We start from the raw sequence: 18,187 nt of genomic DNA on the forward strand, positions 1-18,187 counted from the left end.
GGCGCAATATCAAGCCTCGCGAGCCTCATCGTCGCGGCGTAGCCAAACCTTGTTGTCGTGAAAGGCCGCGCCGCCATAGGGGGCAACGGCATCGGCGCCGGTCAGCACATTAATGCCCTCGCCATCCAGATGCGCCCGGTTGGGCCACAGGCCTTCGGCAATCAGCACGCCCGGTCTCGCACCCTCCACGATTTTCGCATGGAGCCGCACTTCGCCGCGGCCATTGCCGATGCGGACGATATCGCCATCGGCGATACCGTTGCCGGCGGCATCCTGCGGACAGATCATCAGCTCCGGGCGGCCCTCCTTCTGCACGGATGTTTTGGTTTCCGCAAAGGTGGAGTTGAGGAAGTTGCGCGCCGGCGATGTCGCCAGCCGGAACGGATGGTCGCCATCCACGGTTTCGATGACGTCGACCTGATCCGGGAATTTCGGAAATTCCCCAACGGGGCCCATCACACCGATGTTTTTCGGCGGCTTGTTCGGAGATGGTCCAGTCGCCCATTCGGGGCTGAAACGGAATTTGCCATCGCCGTAACCGAATCCTTCGAGATAATGCGCCACCTCGAAGGAGGGCTGCGCATCGATCCACTTCTCTTCAGCCAGCGTGTCGAAATCACCCCAGCCGCTGACTTTGAGCATACGGTCGACATGCTCGCGGGCCGAAAGGCCGAAGCCCGGCATATGATCGACGCCGAGGCGTTTCGCCAGTTCCTCGATGACGAAGAGATTGGTGCGCACCGTTTCCGGCGGCTCCACCAGTTTGGGGCCGAGCAGAATGTGGTTCTGGCCGCCGGCGCGGTAGATGTCGTCATGCTCCAGGAACATGGTGGCCGGCAGCACGATATCGGCGACGTCGGCCGTCTCGGTCATGAACTGCTCATGCACGGCGACAAAGAGATCGTCGCGCAGAAAACCCTGTTTCACCAGCCGCTGCTCGGGCGCGACATTGACGGGATTGGTGTTCTGGATGAGCAAGGCCGTCACCGGACCGCCGTGGCGCAGCGCTTCCGCATCGCCCGTCAGCACACGGCCGATCTGCGACTGGTCAAGCTGGCGCACCTCGGGGTCGGCGTAGGAACTGCCCATCAGCTCCGCCTTGTTGAGCCGGAAGATATCGCCATTATTGTGGAACGCGCCGCCGCCCTCATATTGCCAGGAACCGAGAACCGTGGCGATGGAAAGGGCCGCGTGCATGGCGACCGCGCCGTTTCGCTGGCGGGCAAAACCGTAACCCAGCCGGAAGAAGGTCTTCTTCGTGGTGCCGACCAGCCTTGCGAAATCCTCGATTTCGTCGACGGAAAGACCGGTGATTTCGGACGCCCATTGCGGCGTCTTCGTCTTCAGATGCACCTCAAGCCCTGCCGGATCGTCGGCGAAGCGCGCCATATAATCACGGTCGGCGTAACCATCGCGGAAGGCGATGTGCATGACGGCGCAGGCAAGTGCGGCATCCGTGCCGGGGCGGACGACGATGCGCATATCCGCCTGTTTCATGGTCGGATTGTCGTAGATATCGACGACGACGATCTTCGCGCCACGTTCCTTGCGGGCTTTCACCGCATGGGTCATGACATTGACCTGCGTGGCGACCGCATTGGTGCCCCAGATGACGACGACATCGGCCTTGGCGATCTCGCGCGGATCGGGTCCACGCAGTGCGCCGGTGCCCATGACGTAACCGGTCCAGGCCATGTTGGTGCAGATCGAACCGAAGAAGCCGGAATATTTCTTGGCGTGGCGCAGGCGCTCGATGGAATCGCGCTGGACCTGCCCCATGGTGCCGGCATAAAAATAGGGCCAGACGGCCTCCGCGCCATGCCGTGCCTCGGCCTTGACGAAGGCATCGGCGACCTCGTCCAGAGCCGCTTCCCAGGAGATTTCCTGCCAGTGGCCGGCGCCCTTTGCACCCTTGCGGCGCTTCGGGGTCAGAAGACGGCCGGGATGATAGATGCGCTCGGAATAACGCGCCACCTTGGCGCAGATGACGCCGGCGGTGTAAGTATTGGCGTTGGCGCCGCGCACGCGACCGATGCGGCCATCGGCATTGATGTCGACCTCGAGCGCGCAGGCACTCGGACAGTCATGCGGGCAGACCGTGTGTCCGATACGGACTTCGGCCTTCGGGGCGGCTTTTTCAGCGGAAATCGGGGTCGCAACGTTCATGTCTTTTGTATATTGCATCAACGATGCGGCAAAAAGGCCGAAGTGACGTCCATCAAGAATATTCATCCTGACCATTCATCCGGATAAACGGCAAGCGAGACATATCCATGAACTACCGCCACATCTATCACGCCGGCAATTTCGCGGATGTCCTCAAACATGCCGTTCTCGCCCGCCTCGTGCGCTACCTGCAGAACAAGGACAAGGCCTTTCGGGTGCTGGACACCCATGCCGGCATCGGGCTTTACGATCTCACCTCGGAAGAGGCGCAGAAGACCGGCGAATGGCAGACCGGTATCGGCAAGCTGATGGAGGCCGATCTGCCCGCCCCCATCGCCGAACTGCTGGAGCCCTATCTTGACGCCGTGAAGGAACTCAATCCGGAAGGTGGCGTGAAATTCTACCCCGGCTCGCCGAAACTCGCGCGTATGCTGTTTCGCCCGCAGGACCGGCTTTCGGCCATGGAACTGCACCCGGATGACAGCCGCGCGCTCGCGCGCCTGTTCGAGGGGGATTATCAGGTCCGCGTCACCGAGCTGGATGGCTGGCTGTCGCTCGGCGCGCATCTGCCGCCGAAGGAAAAGCGCGGCCTCATCCTCGTCGATCCGCCTTTCGAGCTTGAGAATGAATATCAGCGTCTGGCCGATGGTTTGAACAAGGCCTACCGACGTTTTTCCACCGGCACCTATTGCCTGTGGTATCCCTTGAAGAAAGGCGCACCGATCAAGGATTTCCATGAGCGGCTGCAATCCTTCGATATTCCGAAGATGCTGTGCGCGGAACTTTCCGTCAGAAGCGATCGGCTGGATGGCCTGAGCGGCTCCGGCCTCATCATCGTCAATCCGCCCTATACGCTGAAGGACGAATTGCACACGCTGCTTCCCTACCTGAAGACAATGCTGGCGCAGGACAGGTTCGCCTCGCAGCGCGCCTTCTGGCTGCGCGGCGAGGAAAAGCCGGAAGAGAATTGAAGGGCTATCTCAGCCCTTCCCTTTTCTGCGCCGCGGCAAGCTGTGATCGCTCGAAGAACAGGATCACGAACAGCGCCATGATGAAGGGAATGATGAGGTAAAACAGCCGGAAGACCAGCAGTGCGGCGATGACGTCGGCGGGATTCATATCCGGCAGGCCGGTGACGAAGACCAGTTCCAGCACCCCCAGTCCGCCCGGCGCATGCGAGATGAGCGCCGCCGAGAAGGACACCAGAAATATGCCGAGAATGACCATGTAACCCGGATTTCCGGCTTCCGGCAGCGCGAAATAGATGATGCCCGCCGCGCCGATCAGCTCGATCGGGCCGATGACGAGTTGCTGCGCAACAAGCTTCGGCGCGGGATACGGCAGCACGAATGAGCCGATTTTCAAAGGCTTCAGTCTGAGCAGGCTGCCAAGAATATAAAGGCCGACGAAGAGCAGCAGCAACACGCCTGTCGTGGTGGAGGCTTCGACGGGCAGGATTCCGGTAAACCGTTCGGTGATGTCGGGCTCGTAAAGCAGCACCAGCCCGATGAGCATGATCGTGCCTATGAGGAAGGTGAAGGAGCAGAGGCCGACGAGAACGCCCACTTCCGCCACACTCAGTCCCTTGGACGTATAGGCCCGATATCGCACCACGGCGCCCGAGAATACCGACGCCCCGACATTGTGGGACAGCGCATAGGTGGTGAAAGAGGTGAGCGTGATGAAGAACCAGTTCACCTTGCGGCCAAGATGCTGCAATGCGATGCGGTCGTAACCGGCGAGCGCGGCATAGGCGAGCAGGGTTGCAAGGCCCGAACACAACCAGTCCCGCACACGAATGGCTTTCAGACTGTCCCAGAGATCGTCGAGCGACAGCCCGCGCAATTCGTGAAAGAGCAACCATGCGGAAAAACCGATCGTCGCGAAGCCAACGACGGGCCAGATGTATTTCTTGAATTTCATGCGGTCATGCCGCCTATTTCCTCCAGCTTCACCCCAGCCCTGTTCCGTCTTTTGCGGAAGATTCGTCCGACTCTATTCGTTATGCGGCGAAGCTTTCAACCTTTTCATCAAAGATTGGCGGTTTGCCCCGTTCACAAGTTGATGTAAGACCGGATCGTCGCCCGCCGGCGATATGAGGTCGTCCATTTTCCGGAGAACGTACACGGAATGAAGCGTTATGCCGGTTTCATCGCCCTGGGTCTTTTATCGCTTGCAGCACTGTGGTTCGCGCGGGAAAATCCGGCACCGATGAGCCCCGCCGGCAACCGGCAGACACAGCCCCAGTCGCAGACCACCGGGAATTCCCGGACGGACGCTCCAAGGCGCGACGTTTCCCAACAGGAGACCGAGAAAAACCCTGCACCGCGCGGAAACGGGTTCGATTTTTACGTGCTGTCGCTCTCGTGGTCACCGGCCTTCTGCGCCAGTTCCGAAGGCTCGGGCAACCGCCAGCAATGCGGCAGCGACAGGCGTTACGGTTTCGTGGTGCACGGGCTGTGGCCGCAGAACGAAAACGGCTACCCCGAATTCTGCCAAAGCAGCGAGCCCGAGCGGGTTCCGGATGCGATCGGCCGCACCATGTTCGACATCATGCCGTCGATGGGCCTGATCGGCCACCAGTGGCGCAAGCACGGCTCCTGCTCCGGCCTGTCGCAGAGGGACTATTTTTCGGCGACACGGGCAGCGTTTCAAGCCATCAGGTTGCCGGGGAAAATTTCCTCGGGCGCTGAAGCCGCCACACTTTCCGCCGACGCCATAGAAACCGCCTTCACCGACGCCAATCCCGGCCTGTCGAAACGTGGCATCTCCATCAGCTGCGACGGCAGGCGCCTCGAGGAAGTGCGTATCTGCCTCAACAGGGACATGACATTCCGCGATTGCCCCGAGCTTGACCGCAAGGGCTGCCGCGCCAACGCCACGGAAATCATCCCCATTCGCTAGAGCGCATCAAATGCGCTCTCTTTCCTGTCTTTACACATTTTCCAGACATAAAGCCGCTATCCAGTTTTATTGAATATTCCAGTCACCAGACGACAACCACAGGACCCGACCATGGAACTGCTCTACTCGCCCGCTTCCCCCTACTCCGCCAAGGTGCGCATGGCCGCGCGCCATCTCGGCATCGACATTACCTCCGTACGCGTCGACACCAATGCCGAGCCCGCAACGCTGATGGATAACAATCCGCTCGGCAAGATTCCGGTCCTGCTTCTGGATGAAGGCGGCTCGGTCTATGACAGCGTGGCGATCATGCATTATCTCGACCGTCTTTCTGGCGGCAAGCTCTATCCGAAAAAGAACGGCAAGCGTACGGATGTGGAAATTCTGGAGGCGCTGTGCGACGGCATCATGGATTGCCTGCTGGCCATCGTTTACGAGCGCCGCTACCGCCCGGAAGACAAGATTCACCAGCCATGGATCGACAAGCAGTGGAAAAAGGTCGTGAAGGGCCTTGATCATCTCAACGCGAACCTGCCGAAAACCGGCAAGAAGCTGCATGGCGGCCATTTCGCCCTTGCCGCGATGATCGGTTATCTGGACCTGCGTTTTGCCGGAGAATGGGCCGAAGGGCGCGAGGCGCTGGCCGGTTGGCCGGAAACCTTCGGCAAGCGTTTCGAAGCCTATACGGAAATGAAGGCCGCCGCCTGAGGCGGATGCAGAAGGATGCCTGGCCTGACAGCCGGGCATTCTTTCCGACATCAATCCGACATAGACCGGAAAACAAAAAAGCCGGGGCGAAAACCCCGGCTTTTCCAATAGCGATCCTTGAGGGATCAGAACTTGACGCCGATACCGGCCTTGACCGAATGGTCGTCAAAACCACGCGAGAAGGCGTCGTTGCCGAGCGTGTAGTCCTTCTTCTGGTAGTCGCTGTAGCGATATTCCAGACGAGCGGTGATGTTGTCGGTGACCATGGCTTCTACACCGGCACCAACCGTGTAACCGAGAGCCGTGGCGCTGTCCTTGTCGACGCCGTCACGAACCTTGTTGTCGGAAACAGCAAGACCGGCCGTACCATAGAGCAGGAACGGGTTCATGTCGTAACCGACGCGGCCACGCAGCGAGCCGTTGACGCCCTGCTTGCCTTCGACGGCGCGACCTGCGACCGTGCCGGCGGAGCCACGCTCGTCACCGAGGTTGACGTCTGCTTCCGCACCGTAAACCAGCTGGCCGTTCTGCCAGTTGTAACCGCCGTAGAGACCGCCGCCAGCGCCCTTGGCGTCACGACCGTCGTTGCTGGAGCTGAAACGGCCCCAATCGTAGTTGACGGTACCACCAAGGTAGGCGCCAGACCAATCCTTGACCGGCGCGGGCTGGTCGTAGGATACCGGTGCCTGCGGCACTTCATTTACGGCGTCAGCGGCGTGAGCAGCCGAAAAGCCGGCGGCTGCCATGGTCGAAGCCATAAGGGTTGCTACGAAAATACGCATGCTATTCTCCTTTCAGGACCGCTCTGTACTCAAAACATTGTTCTCAGACGCGGTGTAAACTCGTCGGGTTAATCGCCCCTCTGGAAACTGAATTTGATAGGAGAATGCGGAGATCAAAGAGCCAAAATGTGAATTGTTTGGGGCAGCGACGTGACTAGAATTAGACGTTGCCTAATTGCCACAAGGGGTTTATTAACCCTAACAGAAGCCTAATAAGCAATAGATCGCCTTTAAACTTAGTTATATTCAAATTAAACCGGAATTGCATTGTGAATAAAAAATCGCCCAATTCTTTTGGGGTCGACGGACAGCTTGCGATTTGCATTTATATCCAGCAAATAGGACGGATATGAGCAAATGCAGGTCCGCCGTGAAAGAAAATATACAAAAGACAGTCTTGATAACGGGAGCCGCCCGCCGGCTCGGGCGGGCAATCGCCACCGATCTGGCCGCCCATGGCTTTGCGATCGCCGTCCATGCCAATGAATCGATGGCGCAGGCGGAGGAATTCGCTAACGAAATAAGGCAAAAAGGTGGCAAGGCCACGGCTGTTCAGGCGGATTTGACACAATCGGCGCCAACCATGGCGCTTGTCGAAAAGGCCGCCTCCGCCCTTGGCCCCATCGGCGTCGTCGTCAACAATGCGTCTGTTTTTCTCGCCGATACCGCAGAAACGCCCGATCCTGATGTCTTCGACGCCCATTTCGCCGTGCATGTGCGGGCCCCTTCCCTCATCGCCGCCGCCTTTGTCGAGCAATTGCCGGCCGATAAATCCGGGCTGATCGTCAATATCATCGACCAGCGTGTGCTTGCGCTCACGCCGCGTTTTTACTCCTACACGCTTTCGAAATCGGCGCTGTGGACCGCCACACGCACCATGGCGCAGAGCTTTGCGCCACGTGTGCGGGTCAATGCCATCGGACCAGGTCCCACCTTCAAAAGCGAAAGACAGGCGCCCCAGGACTTTCAGGCGCAGATCGACGGCCTTATATTAAAGCGTGGTCCCGCGCCGGATGAGTTCGGCCGGACGATTCGCTTTCTTTATGATACGCCGTCGGTCACCGGACAAATGATCGCGCTCGACGGCGGCCAGCACCTTGGCTGGGAAACCCCTGACGTGGCGGAGATAAATGAATGAACGGAAAGAAGCTGCCTGATGGCGGTATTCTCTTCGATGACACCGACGACGAAGACGACGATGCCAACCTTGCAGCGACGGATGCTGCCGAGGCGCCGCGCGACGTCGCCGGCATGGACTGGAATGCGGGCTGGAAAAACGAATCCGGCCTGAAGGGCATGGACCTCATCGGCGAATTCGTCAAACACCTGCCGAATTCGCCGGGTGTCTACCGCATGTTCAACGAGGCGGGCGATGTGCTTTACGTCGGCAAAGCGCGCTCGCTGAAGAAGCGTGTCGGCAATTATGCGCAGGGCCGCGTGCACTCCAACCGCATCGCTCAGATGGTGCGTTTCACCACGCATATGGAGTTCGTCACCACCCGCACGGAGACTGAGGCGCTTCTCTTGGAAGCGAATCTGATCAAACGCTTACGTCCGCGCTTTAACGTGCTTTTGCGCGACGACAAATCCTTTCCCTATATTCTCATCACCGCCGACAATCGCGCACCGGCGATCTTCAAGCATCGCGGCGCGAGGGCGCGCAAGGGCGATTATTTCGGCCCCTTTGCGTCGGCTGGTGCCGTCGGCCGCACGATCAATTCGCTGCAGCGCGCCTTTTTGATCCGCACCTGCACCGACAGCGTTTTCGAGACCCGCACGCGTCCCTGTCTTCTTTATCAGATCAAGCGCTGTTCCGGCCCCTGTACGCATGAGATCAGCGATCAGGGGTATGAAGAACTCGTCAAGGAAGCCAAGGATTTCCTGTCCGGCAAAAGCCAGAGCGTCAAGACCGCGATCGCGCGGCAGATGAACGAGGCGGCAGAGGACCTCGATTTCGAGCGCGCCGCGGTCTATCGCGACCGGCTGGCAGCGCTGTCGCACGTCCAGAGCCATCAGGGCATCAATCCCGCCGGCATCGAGGAGGCGGATGTCTTCGCCATCCACCATGAAGGCGGCATTTCCTGCATTCAGGTGTTCTTTTTCCGCACCGGCCAGAACTGGGGCAACCGCGCCTATTTCCCGAAGGCCGACCCCTCCCTGCCCGGCTCGGAAATCCTCAATGCCTTCCTCGCGCAGTTTTACGACGACAAGCCGGTGCCGAAACAGATCCTGCTTTCCGAAACGGTGGAAGAACAGGAGCTGCTGGCCGCAGCACTTGGCGAAAAGGCGGGGCACAAGGTTACGATCAGCGTGCCGCAGCGTGGCGAGAAGAAAGACATTACCGACCATGTTCTGGCCAATGCCCGCGAGGCGCATGGCCGCAAGCTGGCGGAAACCTCGTCTCAGGCGCGGTTGCTGAAGGGTTTTGCGGAGACCTTCGGTCTTTCCACCGTGCCGCGCCGCATCGAGATCTACGATAACTCGCACATCATGGGCACCAATGCCGTGGGTGGCATGGTGGTGGCGGGGCCGGAAGGTTTCGTGAAGAACCAGTATCGCAAGTTCAACATCAAATCGACCGACATCACCCCCGGCGACGACTTCGGCATGATGCGCGAGGTGATGACCCGTCGCTTCTCACGCCTGCTGAAGGAAGAGGGCAAACCGGACCGCGAACGGACGCCGACACCGGAAGAAGCCGCCGACATGCCCTTCCCCGCCTGGCCGGATGTGATCCTGATCGATGGTGGACAGGGCCAGATGACGGCAGTGCGGGCCATTCTCGACGAACTCGGCATTCGCGACTGTGTGACGGCCATCGGCGTGGCGAAGGGTGTGGACCGCGAGGCGGGCCGCGAGCGTTTCTTTGCGGATGGGCGCAGCGATTTCTCCCTGCCGCCGCGCGATCCCGTGCTTTATTTCATCCAGCGCATGCGCGACGAGGCGCACCGCTTCGCCATCGGCTCCCACCGGGCGCGGCGCAAGAAGGAAATGGTGCGCAATCCGCTGGATGAAATCTCGGGAATCGGGCCGGGGCGCAAACGCTCCCTGTTGCAGCATTTCGGCACGGCCAAGGCGGTTTCCCGCGCCGGTCTCAACGATCTGATGGCTGTTACCGGCATTTCCGAGACGGTTGCGCGGCAAATTTACAATCACTTCCACGAGAGCGGCGGCGATTGACGCAGAACGGTGAGACCGCGAACTGCTAAAAAAACATAATGACATGTTGACGCTATGCCCTGGCGGCGGCATCAAGGCAGCTGATCTTTGACTGACAGGTTTCCCATGGCTTCGCGCGCATACAGCATTCCCAACCTTCTCACCTATGGCCGTATTCTTGCGGTTCCTGTCATTGTCCTGTGCTTCTTCATCGAAGGAAAACTGGAAAGCTCGGATTTCGCGCGCTGGACGGCGTTGTGGCTGTTCATCATCGCCTCGCTCACCGATTTCCTCGACGGTTATCTGGCGCGGATCTGGAACCAGACCTCGAATATCGGCCGCATGCTGGACCCGATCGCCGACAAGCTGCTGGTGGCCTCCGTGCTGCTGTTGATGGCGGCGGACGGCACCATTGCCGGCTGGTCGCTCTGGGCCGCCATCACCATTCTCTGCCGCGAGATTCTGGTTTCCGGCCTGCGCGAATATCTGGCGGCGCTGAAGGTCAGCGTTCCCGTTACCCGCATCGCGAAGTGGAAAACCACGATCCAGATGGTCGCCATCGCCTTCCTGCTCGCCGGTCCGGCGGGCGACAAGGTGCTGCCCTACACGACCGAAATGGGCATCACCCTGCTGTGGATCGCGGCGGCGCTGACCATGTATACCGGCTATGACTACTTCAAGGCGGGCCTGAAACACATCGTGGACGAAGATTGATGACACGGATCGTTTATTTCGCCTGGGTTCGCGAAAAGATCGGCACGGACGAAGAGGCGTTGGATATCCCCTCTTCCGTCGCCACCGCCGGCGAACTGATCGCCTGGCTTGCGACACGCGGCGAAAATTACGAAGCGGCCTTCGAGTTTCCCGATGTGATCCGCGTTGCCGTCAATCAGGAACATGTCGAGCATGACGAGAGCATTGCCGGCGCCCGCGAGATCGGCATCTTCCCGCCCATGACGGGGGGATGAGCGGATGCGAAACGCCGTTCAGCCGACCGTGCGCGTACAGGCGGAGGATTTCGATGCCGCCGAAGAGACACGCCTGTTGACGCAGGGCGACGGAAGCATCGGCGCGGTCGTCGTTTTCACCGGGCTCTGCCGGGATGACGGCGGCACGCTGGCCGCACTCGAACTCGAACATTATCCCGGCATGGCGGAAGCGGAAATCACCCGCATTGCCAGACTGGCCATCGAGCGTTTCGGCCTTCTCGGCCTCACCGCCATCCACCGCCATGGCAAGATCGCCGCGGGCGAAAACATCGTCCTCGTCATCGCCGCCTCATCGCATCGACAGGCCGCCTTCGACGGCGCAAATTTCGTGATGGACTATCTCAAGACCTCAGCCCCGTTCTGGAAAAAGGAACATGGCAGGGATGGCACGGCGGGCGACTGGGTCACGGCAAAAACGATCGACGATACGGCGAAGGACAAGTGGCGATAGTGTTCCTTCTTTCTCGCATTTCCGGACGGAAAACCGCATTTCACTTTTCCTGGAAATGCTCTAAGGCGCTTCGACCCTGCTGCGCATGACAATCAGCCAGCCGACCAGCATCGCCAGAACCGCCGCATCCCGCCAGGCGACCGGACCGTAACCGACCCAGAATGTTTCCGCAAAGCCGACGGCGGCGGCTCCCAGACCGCAGATCAGCGGGCTGGCATAACCGCCAGCCGCCGAAATCAGCACCACCTTCAGGCCAAAGACAAGACCTGCGCCAAAATCCATGGTGCCGTAATAAAACGTGGCCAGCACGCCGGCAATGGCGGCAACGAGGCCCGCCGCGCAATAGGATACGAGAAATATCCTGCCCGCATTCACCCCGCATAGAGCGGCGGCGAGAGCATCGTCCGACACCGCCTTCCAGCGCCTGCCGAAACCGGAACGGCTGAGATAAAGCGAGCCTGCGAGAATGAGCAGGCAGAAGGCCGCCGTGTTCAGCATCTGCAACGGCGTCAGGGTCACGGCAAAGCCCGCTTCTGCCCAGAAATGCACCGGTTCAGACAGAAGCGGCGGCAGCCATAATTGCCTTGTGTCGGCAGCCAGCCTCGCGCTTTCGGTCAGCGCGATCAGCACACCGACGGAGGCCACGGTGACCGCATTGGGAGAGGCTTTCGCCAGCGGCCGCATCACCGCCCTGCCGACAAAACCCGCCGCCCAGAGCCCGCCGAACAGGCCCGCCCCTGCCCCGAACGCCAGGGTTGCCGGCAAAACCAGCCACAACCGGTTCCAGCCGAAGTCGGCAAAGAGCAGGCAGGTCTGGCCGGCAAAGGCGAATATGGCCCCATAGGTGACATCGGCGCGTTTTGTGACGGAAAAGGCGATGGCATAACCAAAGGCCAGGACCGCATAAAGCGAGGCTACCGGCACGGCATTCAGCAATTGTTGCAGGAAATAGGCCAAGCGCATCCTCCCGCGATGATTATAACTGTTAAAACTGATTTTGACAGTTATAATATGCCGCATGACCTTTCGCTGGACAGAACATCGTTTCGCAGGCGGCGCATTGGCGCTGGATGTCGCCAATAGCGTCATCCTGCGCTCGGATGCGGCAAAAACGGTCGACCGTTTTGCCGTGCCGGCCCAGATCGCCGCCTTTGCCGAGGCCGCGATGCAGCTTGGTGCGGAGCGTGACAGGTTTCCCGCGCTCATTGCGCCCGACGCGGAAAACCGGCCGGTTTTTCTCGCACTTCGCGAGGCTGTCGATGATTATTTCCGCGCATCCGTCACCGGCGGCGGAAAAGACGGCGACGGCAGGCTGGCCGGGCTCCTCTTCGCCTGCGGCACGGCGCTGCGGACATTCCCGCGTGCCGAAAACCTCGGCAACGCCACCGCCCATTCCACGCTCTCGCTGCTTGCGAGCGGGACGCAGGAACGGCTGCGGATCTGCGGCAATTGCGGCTGGCTTTTCATTGACCGCAGCAAGAACAGAAGCCGAATCTGGTGCGACATGGCGGTGTGCGGCAACCGGCAGAAAGCCAGCCGGCACTATCACCGGAAGAAGGAGGTGCAGACATGAGAGGAATTGCCCTTCCATTGCTGGCGATTGCGGGAATGCTCGCTCTTTCCGGTTGCCAGCGCGACGAACCGCGCGAGGTGGCCAAGATTTCCGGCCGCATGTTCGTTTTCAACTACCGCGTCGCCATCGCCACCTATCTGGTGACCCTTCAGCGCATTGCCCCCATTCGCGATGGCAGCACCATTGAGGCGACGTTCGAAAACCCGCGCGGGGGGCCAGACCTCAACAGCCGCGAGAAGATTTTCCCGAAGGACGAAAAGATCACCATTCAGAGCCCGCCGGTCGAATGCGTGAAGCAGGACCGGCCCTACAGGGTCACCCTCCGCATCAAGGGGCCGGAAGGCGATATTCTGCAGACGATCGAAACCACGATCCGTTCCGACACCGACCAATCGCTTCTTCCCGCCAAGCCGCTGGTGGTTGGCCCACTCTATACGCCTAATCCGGAGGTGTTCAAACCTGACGGCACGACGGATATGCGGCCGGTTCAGGGGTGCCCGGCGTCGTAACAAGAAATTGCAATCTTTCGGCTGAGCTCCCTGTAAGAGGCGGCAAACCTCTCTTCCGTCATGCCGGGCTTGACCCGGCATCCAGCAGCCGCGCGTCTGCGTGGCGTAAGACCTTTTGCGATCAAGGACTTGATCGCGCTGGACCCCGGATCCAGTCCGGGGTGACGGAGTATGGAGCGAGGTCTCCGCAAAAATGCGTCGTCTTGCGGGCAGCGCTCCAAAACAAAAAAAACGGAGCCTTTCGGCTCCGTTTCTTCGAGTCTTTTCAGCAACTTCAGCCAACCGCCTGAAACAACGATTCAAGCCGCTGAGATTTTGAATCAGCCGACGATTTCGGTTTCGGCGAACCAGTAGGCGATTTCCTGTGCGGCGGTTTCCGGGGCGTCGGAACCGTGAACGGAGTTTTCGCCGATGGAGAGCGCGAAGGTCTTGCGAATGGTGCCTTCAGCGGCCTGGGCCGGGTTGGTGGCGCCCATGATTTCGCGGTTCTTGAGGATGGCGTTTTCGCCTTCCAGAACCTGAACGATGGTCGGGCCGGAGGTCATGCCTTCAACGAGTTCGCCGAAGAAGGGACGCTCCTTGTGAACGGCGTAGAAGCCTTCGGCTTCGCGCTTGCTCATCCAGACGCGCTTGGAGGCGACGACGCGCAGGCCGTTGTCTTCAAATACCTTGGTGATCGCGCCCGTGAGGTTACGCTTGGTTGCGTCCGGCTTGATCATCGAAAATGTGCGTTCAATCGCCATGTGTCCGTTTCCTTTTCCTTCAGAGAAAGTGGGCGGTCTTTACCCGCCCAAAGGCCCGAAAACAAGGGGGATCGACGAGATTGCGACGATGACGCCAGACATTTCACGCCGCTGTCACACTGCGGCCCCTCGCATCGTAGAGATCGAGGCAACCTTCGAACCAGTCCCGCACCGGGTCATTATCGGAAAACAGATCGGCCCCGGTGGTGATGCGCGCCCATTGCAGCGCGCCGAACACGATGTAGTCGGAAAAGAGCGGCGATGTGCCGCCGATGAAGGGTTGGAAGCTCAACATGCGGCGGATCGGCGTCAACAATGCGGGAAACGCAGCGATTTCCGTCTCGCGATTGGCCACCACATCCTCAAGCGGGCGGCCGAGCACTTTCGTGCGGCTGTCGCGGAAATAACGGCGATCCGGCTCATCCAGCATGTTGTGGATATCGAGTACGGCGATGCGGGTAATCGCCGGGTGAAGCACCGTCTGCGACCAGCTTTCGACGAAACGGGCCATGGCCTTGCCGCCCTCGCCGTTAAACAGCGACGGGCGCTCCGGATAGGCCTCATCCAGATAGAGGGCGATTTCGAAACTGTCGCTCACCAGTTGGTCACCGTCGCGCAGGATCGGCACGGTTTTCGAAAAACCATCCTCCACCGTCGGGATCACCGTGAAGGGCAAAGGCCGCTCCTCGAAATCCAGCCCCTTATGGGCAAGCGAAAGCACGGTTTTCCAGCAATGGGGAGAAAATGGCCGGGAAGTATCGCTTCCGCACAGCGAATAGAGCGTTCTGGAAGTCGTCATGGGCTGCCCCTCTTCTGCAACATCGATGGAGCGATATAAGAACGGCGCAAGCATGAAATCAAATCAGGATTTGTCATGCAATCGATCAAGGCGCGCGGGTGTTCCGCCACTTTTGCCGACATGGAAATTTTCGCTTCACAGCGCCAAAAATTTTCGCGGATTCAGTCAATTTTAAACCGTTGCTTGTAAGAATATCCCCATTCATCAATCGGTCATCGCCGGTCTATTTATAATAATCTATCGGTATTGGGGCTGTCAGTGACGACATCGACGGGCGATAAGAAACGTGAACAGGCAAGAAGTTCTCTTGTCGTTACCAAAATCGCTCAGTTCATCGCCAAGATGAACATTGCGCCTTTGCCGCGAAATTACGAACTGATCTATGAAATATTGTCGGGCCACAACCCGGCCATGGGCCGCGATATTCTCGCGCTCGGCAATGCGCCGCGACAGCACGAGATCGATCTTATCGGTCAACGGCACAATCTGCCGGGTTTTTCCCGGATCGAGGCCGAACAGATGGCAAGCGAGGCCTTCGATACGCTGACGCAGATTTCCGCGCGGCTTGAGGCAAGCCTGCAGCGCACCGAAACTTTCATGGATGGCCTCCAGCAGGACGAAGAGGGTGAGCCGCCCGCGACGGAGCGTTTTCTGGAGCTTTTGGGCGACATTCACGAGGAGCAGACGAGCCTCCGGCATTTCATTGCCATGGGGCTGGTGAAAATCCGCGAAGCCGAAAGAAACCGGGTGGAACTTCAGGCCGCCTCGCTGCGCGACAGCTTGACGGCGCTTCCCAACCGGGCCGCCTTTCTGGAAAAGCTCGGCGCCCTTTTTGCCAAGGATCGGGCCGCCTCCGCCACATCGCTGGTATTGCTCGACATCGACCATTTCCGGGAAATCAATGGCAAATATGGTTCTTCCGCCGGCAACAAGGCGCTGAGAAGGCTCGCCGCCCTGTTTCGCAAGACCATCAAGAAGGACGATTTCGTCGCACGCATCGGCGGCGATGAATTTGCCTTTCTGTTTGCCGGCGTGCCGCAGAATACGGCCGAGGCCATTGCGGAACGGCTGCGGCAGAGCGTTGAGGCCTTGCGCTTCGCGACGAGCGGTGGCGATGGCGAGCACCTGACCGTTTCGATCGGTGTCGCGGAGGTGGATGGCACCGCCACGGCCGCCGAATTTTTCGGCCATGCCGAACTCGCTCTGCTCTCCGCCCGCTGCGGCGCGCGCAACTGCGTCGTGGGTTACTCGCGGGAGGTGGCGCAGCACAGCCGCACCAGCTATCTGGCGCAGCTCGGCGATTGATACCGTAATCTCACCCGATGTGGCGCGCGCGCTCTTGCCTTGGCCAGACAGTTCGGCCAAAACGGCGCCATGATTACGATTACCGATCTTTCCGCCCGCATCGCCGGGCGTCTGCTTCTTGACCATGCCAGCGTGACGCTTCCCGCCGGTGTGAAGGCGGGCCTTGTTGGCCGCAACGGCGCTGGCAAATCCACCCTGTTCAGAGTCATCACCGGCGATTTTTCGGCGGAAAGCGGTTCGGTAACGATCCCGAAACAGGCGCGTATCGGTCAGGTCGCGCAGGAAGCGCCGGGCACCGAAGAATCGCTGATTTCCATCGTGCTTTCCGCCGACAAGGAGCGCAGCGCGCTGCTGGCCGAGGCCGAAACCGCAACCGATCCACACCGGATCGCCGAAATCCAGATGCGGCTTGTCGATATCGACGCCCATTCGGCCGAAGCGCGCGCCTCCAGCATTCTTGCCGGTCTCGGTTTCGATCACGAGGCGCAGCTTCGCCCCGCCTCCTCCTTCTCCGGCGGCTGGCGCATGCGCGTGGCGCTTGCCTCGGTGCTGTTTGCCGAACCGGACCTGCTGCTGCTCGACGAGCCGACCAACTATCTCGATCTCGAAGGCACGCTCTGGCTGGAAGATTATATCAGGCGTTATCCGCATACCGTCATCATCATCAGCCATGACCGCGATCTTCTGAACAATGCCGTCAACTCCATCGTGCATCTGGACCAGAAGAAGCTGACCTTCTATCGCGGCGGTTACGACCAGTTCGAGCGGCAGAAGGCCGAGGCCGACGAATTGCAGATGAAGGCGAAGGCGAAAAACGATGCCGCGCGCAAACATCTGCAAAGCTTCATCGACCGTTTCCGCGCCAAGGCCACCAAGGCGCGGCAGGCGCAGAGCCGCATCAAGGCGCTGGAGCGCATGGGCACGGTTGCCGCCGTTATCGAGGATCATGTCCAGCCGATCACCTTCCCCGAGCCGGAAAAGCAGCCCGCCTCCCCCATCGTCGCGATCAATGGCGGCGCCGTTGGTTATGAGCCCGGCAAATCCATTCTGAAGCAGCTCAATCTCAGGATCGACAATGACGACCGCATCGCGCTGCTCGGCTCGAACGGCAACGGCAAGTCCACCTTCGCGAAATTCATCTCCGGCCGGCTTACGCCGCAGGCGGGCGATCTTCGTGTGGCACCCGGCCTCAAGATCGGCTTTTTCGCGCAGCACCAGCTCGACGACCTCGTGCCGGATGAAACGCCGGTCGAACATGTGCGCAAGCTGATGCCGCTGGCGCCTGAAGCGCAGGTGCGCGCGCGCGTGGCTCAAATGGGCCTTGCAACGGAAAAAATGGCGACGGCGGCGAAGGATCTGTCCGGCGGCGAAAAGGCTCGCCTGTTGATGGGACTTGCGGCGTTCCACGCCCCGAACCTCCTGATCCTCGACGAACCGACCAACCATCTCGACATTGACAGCCGCCGGGCGCTGATCGAGGCGCTGAACGATTATGATGGCGCAGTGATCCTGATCTCGCATGACCGCCACCTCATCGAAGCGACGGTGGACCGGCTGTGGCTGGTGGCAGACGGCACGGTCAAGACCTTCGAAGGCGACATGGAGGAATATCGCGATCTCGTCGTTTCCTCCGGCAGAAAGAAGGACGACAAGACCGATGCCGGCGCCGATCAGGCTTCGAAGGCCGACCAGCGCAAGGCAAGCGCGGAAAAGCGCGCCCAACTGGCGCCGCTCAAGAAAAAGATCAACGAAATCGAATCCCTGACGGCAAAGCTTGAGAAACTGATTCAGTCTCTCGACACCGAACTGGCCGACCCTGCCCTCTACGAAAAGGCACCCGCCAAGGCCGCACAGAAAGTGAAGGAGCGGGGCGAAGCCGCGAGCAAGCTTTCAGACGCAGAGGAACAATGGCTGCTGCTTTCGAGCGAATATGAGGACGCGATGGCATCGTGATGGGGCGGAAACAACGGGGAGCTTAAACGGCGCCCCGTTCCGCCGGCGCAAATCTCTTCCTGCGCGCCAGAAGCAATCGAATGGAGCTGCCACGGACGGAGTGCCCGTCCATGACGCTTTCATCGCTAAAGGCAAATCACGGCGCA

The 18,187-nt window shown here is 60.0% G+C and carries 18 protein-coding genes; 12 read left to right on the forward strand and 6 right to left on the reverse strand.

Annotation, left to right across the window (positions count from 1 at the left end; genetic code table 11):
- Positions 1-9 precede the first annotated feature (9 nt).
- Complete coding sequence (locus AC5YUO_RS02105; protein ID WP_496154080.1) at positions 10-2,232, reverse strand: molybdopterin-containing oxidoreductase family protein; 2,223 nt, start codon at positions 2,230-2,232, stop codon at positions 10-12.
- Positions 2,233-2,273: 41 nt separating this feature from the next.
- Between AC5YUO_RS02105 and AC5YUO_RS02110 the strand changes: the two genes are divergently transcribed.
- A complete protein-coding gene (locus AC5YUO_RS02110) occupies positions 2,274-3,137 on the forward strand; it encodes a 23S rRNA (adenine(2030)-N(6))-methyltransferase RlmJ (protein ID WP_496154081.1) in 864 nt (287 codons plus the stop codon).
- 4 nt (positions 3,138-3,141) lie between these two features.
- Here the strand turns inward: AC5YUO_RS02110 and AC5YUO_RS02115 are convergent, their stop codons facing one another.
- Positions 3,142-4,089: a lysylphosphatidylglycerol synthase domain-containing protein gene (locus tag AC5YUO_RS02115; RefSeq protein ID WP_400812021.1), complete on the reverse strand. Its 948-nt coding sequence runs from the start codon at positions 4,087-4,089 to the stop codon at positions 3,142-3,144.
- Between the two features lie 207 nt (positions 4,090-4,296).
- On the opposite strand from AC5YUO_RS02115, the gene AC5YUO_RS02120 reads away from it, so the two are divergent.
- A complete protein-coding gene (locus AC5YUO_RS02120; RefSeq protein WP_496154082.1) occupies positions 4,297-5,070 on the forward strand; it encodes a ribonuclease T2 family protein in 774 nt (257 codons plus the stop codon).
- A gap of 111 nt (positions 5,071-5,181) precedes the next feature.
- The gene (locus tag AC5YUO_RS02125; RefSeq protein ID WP_496154083.1) at positions 5,182-5,778 is read left to right on the forward strand and encodes a glutathione S-transferase; all 597 of its coding nucleotides are present in this window, start codon (positions 5,182-5,184) and stop codon (positions 5,776-5,778) included.
- Between the two features lie 125 nt (positions 5,779-5,903).
- Here AC5YUO_RS02125 and AC5YUO_RS02130 read toward each other — a convergent pair whose 3' ends face one another.
- Complete coding sequence (locus AC5YUO_RS02130; RefSeq protein WP_496154084.1) at positions 5,904-6,560, reverse strand: outer membrane protein; 657 nt, start codon at positions 6,558-6,560, stop codon at positions 5,904-5,906.
- A 349-nt stretch (positions 6,561-6,909) separates the two neighbouring features.
- On the opposite strand from AC5YUO_RS02130, the gene AC5YUO_RS02135 reads away from it, so the two are divergent.
- From AC5YUO_RS02135 to AC5YUO_RS02155, 5 genes are all read left to right on the forward strand, one after another.
- Positions 6,910-7,698, forward strand: coding sequence for an SDR family oxidoreductase (locus AC5YUO_RS02135; RefSeq protein ID WP_496154085.1), 789 nt, complete (start codon positions 6,910-6,912; stop codon positions 7,696-7,698).
- Positions 7,695-9,740 carry an excinuclease ABC subunit UvrC gene (uvrC, locus tag AC5YUO_RS02140; protein ID WP_496154086.1) on the forward strand — a complete coding sequence of 682 codons (2,046 nt, stop codon included), beginning with the start codon at positions 7,695-7,697 and terminating at the stop codon, positions 9,738-9,740. Before AC5YUO_RS02135 ends, uvrC begins: the two co-directional genes overlap by 4 nt.
- 105 nt (positions 9,741-9,845) lie before the next feature.
- Complete coding sequence (gene pgsA, locus AC5YUO_RS02145; RefSeq protein WP_059752461.1) at positions 9,846-10,433, forward strand: CDP-diacylglycerol--glycerol-3-phosphate 3-phosphatidyltransferase; 588 nt, start codon at positions 9,846-9,848, stop codon at positions 10,431-10,433.
- A complete protein-coding gene (gene moaD, locus AC5YUO_RS02150) occupies positions 10,433-10,687 on the forward strand; it encodes a molybdopterin converting factor subunit 1 (protein ID WP_400812010.1) in 255 nt (84 codons plus the stop codon). Before pgsA ends, moaD begins: the two co-directional genes overlap by 1 nt.
- Before the next feature lie 4 nt (positions 10,688-10,691).
- A complete protein-coding gene (locus tag AC5YUO_RS02155) occupies positions 10,692-11,159 on the forward strand; it encodes a molybdenum cofactor biosynthesis protein MoaE (RefSeq protein ID WP_496154087.1) in 468 nt (155 codons plus the stop codon).
- Positions 11,160-11,219: 60 nt separating this feature from the next.
- Here the strand turns inward: AC5YUO_RS02155 and AC5YUO_RS02160 are convergent, their stop codons facing one another.
- Positions 11,220-12,116 carry a branched-chain amino acid ABC transporter permease gene (locus AC5YUO_RS02160; protein ID WP_400812006.1) on the reverse strand — a complete coding sequence of 299 codons (897 nt, stop codon included), beginning with the start codon at positions 12,114-12,116 and terminating at the stop codon, positions 11,220-11,222.
- Positions 12,117-12,177: 61 nt separating this feature from the next.
- Here AC5YUO_RS02160 and AC5YUO_RS02165 point away from each other — a divergent pair, with 61 nt between their 5' ends.
- Both AC5YUO_RS02165 and AC5YUO_RS02170 read left to right on the forward strand, forming a co-directional pair.
- Positions 12,178-12,732 (forward strand): CGNR zinc finger domain-containing protein, encoded by a 555-nt coding sequence (locus AC5YUO_RS02165; protein ID WP_496154088.1) that lies wholly within the window; start codon positions 12,178-12,180, stop codon positions 12,730-12,732.
- Positions 12,729-13,241: a hypothetical protein gene (locus tag AC5YUO_RS02170; RefSeq protein WP_496154089.1), complete on the forward strand. Its 513-nt coding sequence runs from the start codon at positions 12,729-12,731 to the stop codon at positions 13,239-13,241. Before AC5YUO_RS02165 ends, AC5YUO_RS02170 begins: the two co-directional genes overlap by 4 nt.
- 320 nt (positions 13,242-13,561) lie before the next feature.
- Here AC5YUO_RS02170 and ndk read toward each other — a convergent pair whose 3' ends face one another.
- Together ndk and AC5YUO_RS02180 are read right to left on the reverse strand one after the other, a co-directional pair.
- Positions 13,562-13,984, reverse strand: coding sequence for a nucleoside-diphosphate kinase (gene ndk / locus AC5YUO_RS02175; protein ID WP_003496769.1), 423 nt, complete (start codon positions 13,982-13,984; stop codon positions 13,562-13,564).
- 103 nt (positions 13,985-14,087) lie between these two features.
- On the reverse strand, positions 14,088-14,783 hold the full coding sequence (locus AC5YUO_RS02180) for a glutathione S-transferase family protein (RefSeq protein WP_400812003.1): 696 nt from the start codon (positions 14,781-14,783) through the stop codon (positions 14,088-14,090).
- A gap of 258 nt (positions 14,784-15,041) precedes the next feature.
- Here AC5YUO_RS02180 and AC5YUO_RS02185 point away from each other — a divergent pair, with 258 nt between their 5' ends.
- Together AC5YUO_RS02185 and AC5YUO_RS02190 are read left to right on the forward strand one after the other, a co-directional pair.
- Complete coding sequence (locus AC5YUO_RS02185; RefSeq protein ID WP_496154090.1) at positions 15,042-16,088, forward strand: GGDEF domain-containing protein; 1,047 nt, start codon at positions 15,042-15,044, stop codon at positions 16,086-16,088.
- 69 nt (positions 16,089-16,157) lie between these two features.
- Positions 16,158-18,041 (forward strand): ABC-F family ATP-binding cassette domain-containing protein, encoded by a 1,884-nt coding sequence (locus tag AC5YUO_RS02190; protein ID WP_496154091.1) that lies wholly within the window; start codon positions 16,158-16,160, stop codon positions 18,039-18,041.
- The last annotated feature ends 146 nt before the right edge of the window (positions 18,042-18,187 follow it).

This window comes from Agrobacterium sp. LEGMi-208b, from assembly GCF_059511785.1.